This is a genomic window from Shinella curvata (assembly GCF_022899935.1).
GTDB lineage: Bacteria > Pseudomonadota > Alphaproteobacteria > Rhizobiales > Rhizobiaceae > Shinella > Shinella curvata.
Genome location: NZ_JALJCJ010000004.1, coordinates 51,893 through 62,867 on the forward strand (window position 1 = coordinate 51,893; position 10,975 = coordinate 62,867).

The 10,975-nt window shown below is 56.3% G+C and carries 9 protein-coding genes; 2 read left to right on the plus strand and 7 right to left on the minus strand.

Annotated elements, in window-relative coordinates; translation table 11 throughout:
- Positions 1 to 164 precede the first annotated feature (164 nt).
- The 5 genes from MUU55_RS15275 to MUU55_RS15295 all read right to left on the minus strand — a co-directional run bounded on the left by MUU55_RS15275 (position 165) and on the right by MUU55_RS15295 (position 6,320).
- Positions 165 to 1,409, minus strand: coding sequence for a Zn-dependent hydrolase (locus tag MUU55_RS15275; RefSeq protein ID WP_244761618.1), 1,245 nt, complete (start codon positions 1,407 to 1,409; stop codon positions 165 to 167).
- Between the two features lie 28 nt (positions 1,410 to 1,437).
- The gene (locus MUU55_RS15280) at positions 1,438 to 2,940 is read right to left on the minus strand and encodes an amino acid ABC transporter permease/ATP-binding protein (RefSeq protein ID WP_244761619.1); all 1,503 of its coding nucleotides are present in this window, start codon (positions 2,938 to 2,940) and stop codon (positions 1,438 to 1,440) included.
- Positions 2,941 to 2,995: 55 nt separating this feature from the next.
- A complete protein-coding gene (locus tag MUU55_RS15285) occupies positions 2,996 to 3,832 on the minus strand; it encodes a transporter substrate-binding domain-containing protein (protein WP_244761620.1) in 837 nt (278 codons plus the stop codon).
- Positions 3,833 to 3,908: 76 nt separating this feature from the next.
- Positions 3,909 to 5,081: a M24 family metallopeptidase gene (locus MUU55_RS15290; RefSeq protein WP_244761621.1), complete on the minus strand. Its 1,173-nt coding sequence runs from the start codon at positions 5,079 to 5,081 to the stop codon at positions 3,909 to 3,911.
- A gap of 39 nt (positions 5,082 to 5,120) precedes the next feature.
- Complete coding sequence (locus MUU55_RS15295) at positions 5,121 to 6,320, minus strand: diaminopropionate ammonia-lyase (protein ID WP_244761622.1); 1,200 nt, start codon at positions 6,318 to 6,320, stop codon at positions 5,121 to 5,123.
- A 104-nt stretch (positions 6,321 to 6,424) separates the two neighbouring features.
- Here MUU55_RS15295 and MUU55_RS15300 point away from each other — a divergent pair, with 104 nt between their 5' ends.
- Positions 6,425 to 6,898 (plus strand): Lrp/AsnC family transcriptional regulator, encoded by a 474-nt coding sequence (locus tag MUU55_RS15300; protein ID WP_244761623.1) that lies wholly within the window; start codon positions 6,425 to 6,427, stop codon positions 6,896 to 6,898.
- A gap of 222 nt (positions 6,899 to 7,120) precedes the next feature.
- Here the strand turns inward: MUU55_RS15300 and MUU55_RS15305 are convergent, their stop codons facing one another.
- The gene (locus MUU55_RS15305; protein ID WP_244761624.1) at positions 7,121 to 8,167 is read right to left on the minus strand and encodes a LacI family DNA-binding transcriptional regulator; all 1,047 of its coding nucleotides are present in this window, start codon (positions 8,165 to 8,167) and stop codon (positions 7,121 to 7,123) included.
- A gap of 262 nt (positions 8,168 to 8,429) precedes the next feature.
- Positions 8,430 to 8,906 carry a MaoC family dehydratase gene (locus tag MUU55_RS15310; protein WP_244761625.1) on the minus strand — a complete coding sequence of 159 codons (477 nt, stop codon included), beginning with the start codon at positions 8,904 to 8,906 and terminating at the stop codon, positions 8,430 to 8,432.
- A 415-nt stretch (positions 8,907 to 9,321) separates the two neighbouring features.
- On the opposite strand from MUU55_RS15310, the gene MUU55_RS15315 reads away from it, so the two are divergent.
- The gene (locus MUU55_RS15315; protein WP_244761626.1) at positions 9,322 to 10,956 is read left to right on the plus strand and encodes an ABC transporter substrate-binding protein; all 1,635 of its coding nucleotides are present in this window, start codon (positions 9,322 to 9,324) and stop codon (positions 10,954 to 10,956) included.
- Positions 10,957 to 10,975: the final 19 nt, after the last annotated feature.

Consider the following 10,975-nt stretch of genomic DNA (forward strand, 5'->3'; position numbering starts at 1 on the left):
ACGTTTTACCGTCTGCTGACGGGTGGGATGATCGCGGCGAAGACGCAACACTCCATGGCCTATGACGTGCTTCACTGCAATGCTCGCGATTTGTGGTTGGTCTGTTCTCAGTGTTGTCTGCCTAACACGAGGAGAAGATATTCTGCTCTTCTCTCCAAAACAATTCAGTGCTCAGCGCCTGAAAGGGAGCGCGCCACATCCAGGAGTACATTCGCCCCGGCGATCAAGTCCTGTTCCTGAGTAAACTCTTTCGGGTTGTGGCTGATACCGCCGATGCTAGGTACAAATAACATGGCAGTGGGTGCAACGCGTGCAATCATTTGTGCATCGTGGCCTGCTCCCGAAGTCATACGCATATAGCTATAACCACGTGCGTTAGCCGTCCGCTCGATTACCTTCACAATATTTTCATCGAACTTGACCGGTTCGGACCTTGCAAGACGTTCGACCTTGACCGTAACGCCCTCGTCCGTTTCTAGCTGGTTTAAAAACTCCTCAAGCGCTGCCTCTTCTTCCTCGAGCCTGTGCTCGTTCGGGTCTCTGAGGTCCACTGTAAACGTGGCCCGGGATGGGATGACATTTATGGCATTAGGCTCGAAGCTGATGGTTCCAACTGTCGCAACAGCTCGACTACTCGATGCCTTTGCCCGATCCCGCAAGAACGTGATTACTCGAGCAGCAGCCAGTCCGGCGTCTTTCCGCATCGAAATAGGGGTCGTTCCCGCGTGGTTGGCATCACCTTCTATGACGATCCTTTGCCAAGAAATGCCTTGCAGGTTCTCGACCGCACCGATCGTAACCCTTTCGCGCTCGAGCACGGGGCCTTGCTCGATATGAAGTTCAACATAGGCCTGCGGCTTCAGGAAGCCAGGCTCTTCGGTCCCGGCATACCCAATCTGGGCAAGTCGCTCGCCCAGTACCGATCCGTCGGTGCCGACCGACGCTAGAGCAGCGTCGGCGGAGATGCCACCGGCGTACACCAGAGACCCCATCATGTCGGGCGAGTACAGGACGCCTTCTTCATTACTGAACGCCGCAATGACGATTGGCACGGCAGGGTTTGCACCCCTTTCCATCATGGTCTGGATCACTTCCAAGCCCGCCAAGACGCCGTAGCAACCATCGTAGATGCCTGCGTTGATGACTGTGTCGATGTGGGAGCCGAGCATCAGTACGGGATGTGATGGGCCAACGCCATCGGGGTTCCAAATACCGAAGATGTTGCCAACTTTGTCTACGACGACATCGAGGTCCGCTTCTTTGAGCCACTCGACAAGTTTATCCCTTCCTAACTTGTCCTCTTCTGAGCCAGCAAGGCGCACCAGTGCACCATCTTGCGCTCGGCCAATTGATCCAAGCTCGTGAAGATGACGCATGAGGCGCTCGCCGTTGATCGTCTCTGAAGGCATTCTTATGTCCTTTCAATTCTAGCCGGCCTTAAATTCGGACGAAGTCGGACAATCTGGCATCTTGTTTCCGCTTTTCGATCAACAGTTCCGGCGAGCCGTCGAAGACAATCTTTCCGCCTTCCATGAAGATGATGCGGTCGGATACTTCAATGGCGAACTTCATTTCATGAGTGACGATTACCATCGTCCGTCCGGATTTCGCGAGTGCTGCCATGATGCGCAGCACCTCGCCGACCGTCTCAGGGTCCAATGCCGAGGTTGGCTCGTCGAAAAGCATGATTGACGGATGCATGGCCAACGCACGTGCTATCGCTACACGCTGCTGCTGACCACCAGACAGCTGATGAGGGTACTTGTTCTCATGCACGAGCATGCCCACCTGCTGCAACTGATACCGAGCTTCCTTCCGGACTTCCTCATGCGAACCGCGCTTGTGGTAGAGCGGTCCCATCATGACGTTTTCGAGCGCTGTCTTGTGCGGGAAGAGGTTGAAATTCTGGAAGACCATCCCGATGCGGAGCGCGTCCTCGCGCTTTTGCCGGACATTGAGAACTTCCTGCGATCCAGCCAGGAACGGGACGCCATCAACGTACACGACGCCCTTGTCCAGTGTCTCCAAACCATTGAGCGAGCGGATGAGCGTAGTCTTCCCGGAGCCCGAGGGGCCGATGATGGAGACCACTTCGCCCTGCTTCACAGTGAGATCGAGTTCGGCAAAGACGGAGTGGTGGCCGTAAGCCTTGCCTCCGCGCTCAAGACGAACTGCAGGAGCGTCGTTAGAGACCGGTCCAGAAACCTTGGGCTGGAATAAAGCGGCGCTGTTCGAATCCGCCCCCTCGCTCGTCAACTGTGCCGTCCGGCGGGAGAAGTCCAAGCGGCGTTCGAGGGCCTTCAAACCGAAATCGAACACCGACACAATCAGGACGTAGTAGAAAGTGACAGCGACCATGGTTTCGATGACAAGAAAGTTCTGGGTGTAGTACCGCTGGCCAACCAGCAAGATTTCGGCAAGTGAGATTACAGACACCAGCGAAGTCAGTTTAACGATCGAAATGAACTCGTTGCCCAGCGCGGGAAGGGCGATGCGCAACGATTGCGGGATGACAATTTTGCGCTGGATGCCTGTTGTCGAGAGACCGAGAACCCGGCCCGCCTCGTACTGGCCCTTGCCAACCGCAACCAGAGCACCGCGGTGGATTTCCGCAATGTAGGCTGTCTCGCTCAGAACGAGGGCGAGCAGTCCCGAAATGAAAGGCACTGATAGTAAGTTCGAAGTCGACGGAAACGCCTGGGGAAGATTGTAGACAAAAATCAGGAGGACCAGGAGTGGGAGGCTCCTGAAGAACCAGACATATAGAGCAGCGGCCCGTCTGACGATAAGATTTGGTGACCGGTCGGCGAGAGCTACGAAGAAGCCGAGGACGACGGCGATGACCCAGGTAGCGACGCTCAGTTCGACGACCGTCAGCGAAGCGTTCCAGAAGTCGCGACTCCAAAGGAGCCCGAGTGTGTAAGACCAATCGAAAGCCATAGTTCACATCCATTCAAGAAGGCCCCGGCTTTTGAAAGCCGGGGCGTGATGGGCTTTAGTTGCTCTCGACAAGAGCAGCGGTGAACTCGGCATCGCTGGGAAGCGCCAGATTGTACTTGGCGAGGATGGCCTTGTATTCCTCGGTACCCTTGATCTCTTCGAACTCCTTCTTAATGCGCTTGAAGAGCTCATCGTTACCCTTCTTGACCGCTATCCCGATCACCACGGGGAACAGAATCTCCGTAGACGTGATCTTTAGCCGATCCTTGGAGGCCACGACCGCTGCTTTTGCGACGCCGGCATCATCGAACACCACGTCCGCTCCACGCGCCAGAAGGGCCTGGTCTGCCTCCGCGGAAGTTGCGTACTCCTTCACGTCCATTGGGTTAGAGCCGCAGGACGCCTTCGAGACTTTCAGGAGTTCAGGGACCCAGGCAGCGCCCTTTAGATTAGCCACCTTCTTGCCGCAGAGGTCCTCGGGCTTCCTTGGCGCGAAGGTATCGTCTGCTCGAACGATTAGCGAGCCACCGGTCTTGGCGTAGGGCACATACTCGACGACCTTGGCACGCGCTGGGGTGACGTAGAGCGCCGATGCAATCACGTCGAAGCGGTTTGCTTGAAGTCCCGGGATCAAGCTTGCGAACCGGATGTCCTGGAATTTGGGCTCGAGCCCAAGTTTTGGCGCAAGCAGCGCCATGACCTCCGCGTCGAAGCCTTTGGTGACACCGTCTTCGAGGTAGTCGTAGGGGGGATAGACCTGGTCTGATCCGATCGTAATCTTTCCGGGTTCGATAGTCTTGAGATCAGCGCTATGAGCAGAGAAGCTGCCCATGACGAGAGTTGCGAAAGTGGCCATAAGAGTGAGGCCGTTGGAAGCGAGTGTTCTGTTCATGGAAATTCCCCTTTTTTGGACGATGATGCGTAAGCGAGTTGGAGTTGTTTCCCTCCGTTTCCTCCCACCGCCGCCATCAGTTGATGACGGGCATTTCCCTTGGCGCGCGTTTCGTCAAAAGGCGCGGTCCGTCATTGGTGATGGCGATGTTTTCTTCGTGCACGATCATTTTCCCCGGGGCGTATTCCATGCCCGGTTCTATGGTTAGAACCATGTTTTCTAAGATGACCGTCCCGTCGCCCAGGCGGTGCGACGGGGGCTCCGTTAGCTGAAGCCCAAGGCCGTGTCCAAGGCGACCTACGTTGTTCCCGATCGCGCCAGCCTCTTCGATGATCTTGGACATCGCACGGAAGACGTCGTCGGTAGTGGCACCGGGAACTGCAGCGGCGATGCCAGCTTCCGTGGCAAGCCACAGTGCGTCGTGTACACGACGGGCGTCATCTGAGATTTTGCCGACGGCATAGTTGCGGTCGAAGTCGCAGAAATAGCCGTCGAAGGTCGACCCCGTGTCGATGAAAAGGATGTCGCCTTCCTGGATCGCGCGATCGTGGGGGCCGCAAACAATCTGGGCTACTCCGCCCGGTCCGGAAATCGCCGGCATGAAGGGTGTCGCGTCCGCTCCGCGGCGAGCAATGTCGATGCGCAGCTTACGAGCAATTTCGCGCTCGGTCTCGCCTGCGGAAATCTGGGCGGGCAGGGCTTCGTAGGCATCGCTGGCAATCTGGCAGATGTGGTTGATGTGCTCGATTTCGGCAGCCGTCTTCACCATGCGAATTTCCCATATGCACGGTGAACCATCTGCGATCTCTGACGAGAGACTATCGCGGAGCCTTAGCAGATCAGAGACAGGCATGCGCAGAGACATCTCTCTGCCCATCTCGGCACCGACGCGCCCGTACTTTTTCGGGAAGCTCTCGATCGTGGACTTCAGAAGAGAGATGCCGTCATCTTCCGGCACTGGAGCCGGCCATGTCCGGATGTCCTTCATCCAGGTGAGTGCCATCTCCGGCGCACCGATTTCCGGGATGACCGCGACGGGGTCACCTTCGAGACCAACCACGACGAACCAAGGGCGTGTCGGACTTTCCCAAAACTGAGAGTCGAAGCCGGTGAAATAGCGGACATTCGGGGGCGCGGAGACGACCAGTGCATCGAACTTGTGCTTGTGCATGATCTTGCGCGCACGTTCGACGCGGCCTTCGAATTCGCCTGCGGAAAAGCCACGTTTTGGAATTTGTAGTATAGACAAGGTCGGTTCCCTTTTATGTTTGTGAATTTGAGTTGCGGCTTAGCTGGCGCTTTTCACTGCGCGGTTCGAAACCTCTTCCGCCGCAGTTCCGACAATGCTTTCGTAGGAAGCGGGGTCGGTCGCGCCTTCTGTATTGATGAGGAGGATGCGGCTGTTTCGGTCCAAGCCGAGCTTCGTGCAGGCTTCAGGATCGCCAGCTACGCGCAGCAGCCCGGCTAAACCTGCCGCGCCGCTTTCGCCGGCGACGATAGGATCGTCGCGGTTCGCCAACCGACGCATCGCATCACGGGCATCGTCTTCGGAGACAGTCATGAAGGCACTTGCAACAGCGTCCAGAATACGCCAAGCCACGAGAGAAGGCGTATAGCACTCAAGCATTGCCATGATCGTGGCTTCACCCGGCTCGAAGGCAGACAGCTTGCCGTTTTGCGCGGAGACGAGGAGGCAAGCCGCGCGATCCGGTTCCACAATGATAGTGGTCAGGTTTTTATGACCGATGTTCTCACCGAGATTTACAGCGATGCTGCTGGCGAAGCCGCCAACTCCAGCCTGGAGGAACACGTGCGTGGGCGACTGAACGGAAAGCTGCTCCATTTGAATGAGAGCCTCATGTGCCAGGATCGTGTAACCCTGACTTACAATGGAGGGTATCTGTTCATAGCCCGGCCACGAAGTATCCGAGACGAGCTGCCAGCCCTTCTCGCGACTTACGCGTTCAGCTTCCTCAACGGAGAAATCGTAGTTGCCCTCGACACGAACGACTTCATCAGCACCAATGGCGTCTGCGCGCGCTTGGGTGACGCCATCGTGGATAAAGATTACCGATCGGCAGCCGAGGATTCTTGCTCCGGCGGCTACAGACTTTCCATGGTTCCCATCGGTAGCGCAGCAGAAGGTAACGCCAGGTGCGAATTTTCGTGCTGTCGGGGATAGGAGTTGCCCGACCGAAACAGTCTGATCCAGTTTCTGCTCAAGAAGTCGCTTGAAGATGGTCATTACAGCATAAGCCCCGCCGAGCGCCTTAAAGCTGCCAAGACCGAGTCGCTGTCCCTCGTCTTTCATGTAGACGCCAGCCACGCCGGTCAATTCGGCGATCTCAGGCAGGGGGACGAGGGGAGTACACTTTTCGTCTCGCCAAAGCGACAGGTAAGGGCGCACCTTCTCCGGCGCACTGGTACCGAGAAGCGTCTTGTCTTCCGACGTAAGTTCATTTGGTTGGGGATTGTGGAAATGGATCATGTTCGCTCCGCTTAACTGTGAGCGATAAATTATTTCATTTCGTAGTTTTTTTGTGCGCAAAGATCGGTAATAATTTGCAATAAAATTGCAAGGACACCGCCAAAATGGATAAGAGCAAGCCATCGATCGATGACTTCGATCGTAAGATTCTGCGGATGGTGCAGGCGGATAATATGACGTCGCAACGCACGATCGCCGAAAAGGTCGGGTTGTCTGCACCTGCTGTCGCCCGTCGCCTGCAACATCTTCGGGAAAGCGGCGTCATCCGGCGGGATATTGCCGTCTTGGACGAGAGGTTGGTCGACAGACCGCTTACCATCATTGTCCACATCACCACTGAAAACGAGCGGCTTGACCTCCTGGACGGGATGAAAGAACGCTTTCTGAAGTGCCCTCAGGTGCAGCAGTGCTACTACGTCACCGGGGAAATGGACTTCATTCTCATTCTGAACGTGCGTGACATGGCTGAGTACAACGAGGTCACGCGCACCACCTTCTTCGAGGGGGGCAACGTTAAAAGCTTCAGGACTTGTGTATCAATGGAAAACGTGAAGACCTACGGCGGCCTGCCGTTGTGACGACGTGCCGTCGAAACGCCCCAGGATCAACTCGAATATTTGCAGGAGTGCCGGGCTAGAAGCGGTTGTCGCTTGCGCCGATCGTGAGCACTGCGCGATCCTCGCCTACACCGCGGACGTCGGGGACGGGTTAGCCCCGGCCATGTCCCTGAAGTACCCGGTGCTAAGCGGCTCAAGCGGTTGGGCGCGTTTCCGTTCTGGCTGGTGACGAATTGCAATTAGCTACCGTGCGGGCGCGATTGCGGTCGAGGAACGTATGGTCAGACTCGCAGGCAGCTCGGTCTCGAGAGGAATTGGTTGCCCGTTCATGGCTCGGTTGAGGTAATCGGCGGCAATGCGGCCAATCTCAGCCGCCGGATTTTTGACCGTTGTCAGGGCAGGGTCCGATTCTGCGGCTACATCAATGTCGTCGAATCCTACGACCGAGAGATCATCAGGGATATGAAGGCCTTTCCTACGAGCCTCCGACATCGCGCCAAGCGCCAGTGCATCGGTGGTGCATACAATCGCCGTCGGCACTGTTTGGAGTTCGACCAGACCCGCGAGGCCGCGCCTGCCGTTTTCAATCGTGGGCAACTTGACCTCGACCACATTTTTGAGGGGCAGGGGAACGCCTGCTTCGGCAAGTGCCTCGCGAACGCCGTCCAAACGGGCCTGTGATCGATCGTTCTGAAGCGCGGTGTTGGCAACGATTCCGAACTTTTTGTGCCCCAGCTTGAGTAGCAAGCGGGTTAGTTCTCGACCAGCCGCCCTGTTGTCGATCCCGATAGCCGGTATGCCGTGGCGGGATTTATTCGTGTAGGTCGTGACAGTAGGGATGCCCTGCTTCTTTATAAGTCTCAGAGCATCTGGCGAAAAAGTGTCGCCGACGAGAACGAGACCCGCCGCTCCGTAGTCGAGCAGTGTCTTGATTTGCTGAAACTCTCGCTCGATATCGTATCGCGAACTGGAGACGATCAGAGAATAACCCAGTGTTTCGAGCTCATCTTGGAGCGCTTCAACGCCATCTGAGAAGATTGCGCTACCGCCTATCGTGGGCACCACCGTTCCGATCGTATGACTACGTCCGGAACTGAGCGCCTTCGCCATGCGGTCCGGCGTATAGTCCAGCATGTCGATAGCCTTCTGCACGCGCTCTCTTATCTCCGGACGCACTATGTCCGGTTGATTAAGAACGCGCGATACGGTCGATGCTGAGACGTTCGCCAAGCTCGCGACGTCGGAGAGCTTGGCTTTCTTCGTCGCGTTTGGTTTGGGAAAGTGGCTCATGGTCATGTTCGTCAACGGTCGCTTAGCCTTGCTGTTCTATCAATGATTTCGACTTCAGTTTCAACCTGTCCATGATTATCATCAGCCTGACAGGGTGAGCTGTGTGACAGACTTTTGCTGTTCAGGCTTGCTTTGACTGCCTCAGGCTGAAACTGTCAACGATGCGGTCCGGTGGGATTCCGGCGCTGCCGAGACCAGCCATGTACAGTCCCAGAGCTGGCAGGCGAGTTGTCCTCGCGGATAGCGGCCCGAGCTTATAGGCTCAACTCGCTTCGACAGCTGCCTCGACGGCGAGCTTCGTTTCCGAATTCGGGACCCATTTACCCAAATGTTCGCCAACGGCGACGAGCACGCCATCTTGATTGAGAACCTTCACTTCCGCTCGCGTTCGACCGCGAGCCTCGTCGACCTCACTGACGGTGTAGATTACGTCGACTGTATCGCCGAAGAAGACGGGGGCCAGAAAGCGCACCCGATCATATCCAAGGGATACGGGCGTGAAATCAATACCTTTCTCCAAGCTGCGGTCCATCATGAGGGTAGACGCAGTCGACATGAAGCCTACTAGCAGAGCCCCGTGGGCTATTCTGCGCCCATACTTTGATTTACTCATAAAGGCTTCGTTGATGTGATTATGCGAGAAATCCCCCGTTATTCCCGCGTACATGTAGACGTCGGCCTCGCTGACGGTCTTGGAAAACCGGACGGTATCTCCGATCTCAGAGTAAATCGATCGCATAGTTCCCTCTCCAATCGCTCAAAGCAAACCTGATGGTCAGGCTGCAAGCTGGTCGCATATCTTGTCGAGCGTGGTACTTGACGCTTTGACATCGCTTTCTGAAAGCGCTTGCAGAATTGCATCGTTGCGCTTGGAAATCAAGCCCGCTGACGCAGACGATCTTTGGTCAGGATGTCGCCAGGAAATCAATCAGCGCCCTGATGAAGAAATGTTGACACTCAACAAACCAAGATGTATCCCACGGTTTTTATTACATTAATCCGTGAGATAAGGCGTCCGAGGTTTGCGCTATGCGACGCCTTCGGAGGGCGGAAGCGCGCGCGACATCAAAAATCTGTTGCAAAGAAATTAGAGTCTGCGTACCTTCTGACAGCGATTTCAGAAATCGTCTCCACAGAAAAACGGGAACAAAACAATGACTACTCACGAAAAACGCAGGCGGTCCGCCTGGCGGCACTCGCTGGCCGGAATGCTTCTGATCCTCTCCTCGACTGCCGTCGCCCTACCGGCCGCCGCTGAAACGCCGAAGGATGTTCTGGTTGAGGTCGCGGAGTACGGGCCGAACTCGTTGGACGTAATGGCTCCCGGTGCGAACGACGGCAGCCAGCTCGTCACCTGGCAGATTTTCGACCGTTTGGTTACCTACGGCGTCAAGACGTTGTCCGACGGTCGGAAGGTTTACGACAAGGACAAGATCGAGCCGTCGCTGGCTGAAAGCTGGGAAGTCAAAGATGATGGCAAGACCATGATCTTCAATCTTCGCAAGGACGCCACCTTTCACGACGGCAGCCCAGTGACGGCAGACGACGTGAAGTGGTCCTTCGAGCGTGCGATTGCGACGGGTGCCTTTCCGGCCGTGCAGTTCGCCGCGGGCGGTTACACAGACCCCAGCGTCTTCTCGGTGGTAGACGAACACACCTTCAAGATTTCCTTGCCGAAGGCCAACAAGCTTGCGCTGCCGGACCTGACGATGATTGTCGCCTCCGTCGTTAACTCGAAGCTCGCGCTTTCGCACGCGACGCCGGACGACCCTTGGGCGCTTAACTGGACCCGAAACAATGACGCCGGCGGCGGGCCGTACAAGGTCGCCAAATGGACTGCGGGCAACCAGGTCGTCTTCGACCGCTTTGATGACTGGAAATCCGGAAAGCTCCCGGCCCTCAAGAAGGTTGTCTATCGGATCGTGGCTTCGGCGGGCACGCGCCGGGCGCTGCTCGAAAAGGGTGATGCCGACATCGCAGTCGGTCTGCCTCCCAAGGAAAATGCTGAGCTTGCAGCTGCTGGAAACGTCAACGTTGTTGGCGATTTGATCCAGAACGAGATGTACTGGCTCTCCATGCAGGTCGACATGAAGCCGTTCAACGACGTCCGCGTCAGAAAGGCGATCGCCTACGCGCTGCCATACGATGCGATCATGAAGCAGGCCTTCTACGACCGAGCCGTCCCAATGTATGGCGCGAAAAATGTGACGTCCTATCCGCCAAAATGGCCGGCGGTATCGCCGTACAACACCGACCTCGACAAGGCTAAGGCACTTCTTGCGGAAGCGGGCTATGCCGACGGCTTTTCAACGGAGCTCTTCATCGACTTGACGTCGGCGACTGTGCAGGAGCCCATGGCACTGCTCATCCAGGAGCAACTCAAGAAGATCGGCATCGAAGTCACCATCAACAAGGTTCCTGCCTCCGAGCGCTTCGCCAAGATGGCGAGCAAAACCATGCCTATGGATATCAACTCGTTCTACGGCTGGCTGGACTATCCGGAATACTTCTTCTTCTGGAACTACCACGGCAAGAACAACAGCGTGTTCAACACGTCCAACTACAAAAACGCTGAACTCGACAAGCTTGTCGACAGCGCCCAGTCCAATGATCTCGACAAGGGGCAGTACGACAAGGCGATCTCCGACATGATCGGCATCGTGATGAACGATGTCCCGCGCGTACCTGTCGCCCAGGTGTTCTCGGACGTCGCAATGCGCAAGAACGTTCTAGGGTATACCTATTGGTACCATACTCACGTTGATTACAGGGACATCTCGAAACAATGATCGTCGGCCGCCGCCTGCT

What these genes read in the sequence shown, in the direction of transcription:
- MUU55_RS15300 (WP_244761623.1), top strand. Translation starts at nt 6,425, where the DNA reads ATGGATAAGAGCAAGCCATCGATCGATGACTTCGATCGTAAGATTCTG.
- MUU55_RS15280 (WP_244761619.1), bottom strand. Translation starts at nt 2,940, where the DNA reads ATGGCTTTCGATTGGTCTTACACACTCGGGCTCCTTTGGAGTCGCGAC.
- MUU55_RS15310 (WP_244761625.1), bottom strand. Translation starts at nt 8,906, where the DNA reads ATGCGATCGATTTACTCTGAGATCGGAGATACCGTCCGGTTTTCCAAG.
- MUU55_RS15305 (WP_244761624.1), bottom strand. Translation starts at nt 8,167, where the DNA reads ATGAGCCACTTTCCCAAACCAAACGCGACGAAGAAAGCCAAGCTCTCC.
- MUU55_RS15275 (WP_244761618.1), bottom strand. Translation starts at nt 1,409, where the DNA reads ATGCCTTCAGAGACGATCAACGGCGAGCGCCTCATGCGTCATCTTCAC.
- MUU55_RS15315 (WP_244761626.1), top strand. Translation starts at nt 9,322, where the DNA reads ATGACTACTCACGAAAAACGCAGGCGGTCCGCCTGGCGGCACTCGCTG.
- MUU55_RS15295 (WP_244761622.1), bottom strand. Translation starts at nt 6,320, where the DNA reads ATGATCCATTTCCACAATCCCCAACCAAATGAACTTACGTCGGAAGAC.
- MUU55_RS15285 (WP_244761620.1), bottom strand. Translation starts at nt 3,832, where the DNA reads ATGAACAGAACACTCGCTTCCAACGGCCTCACTCTTATGGCCACTTTC.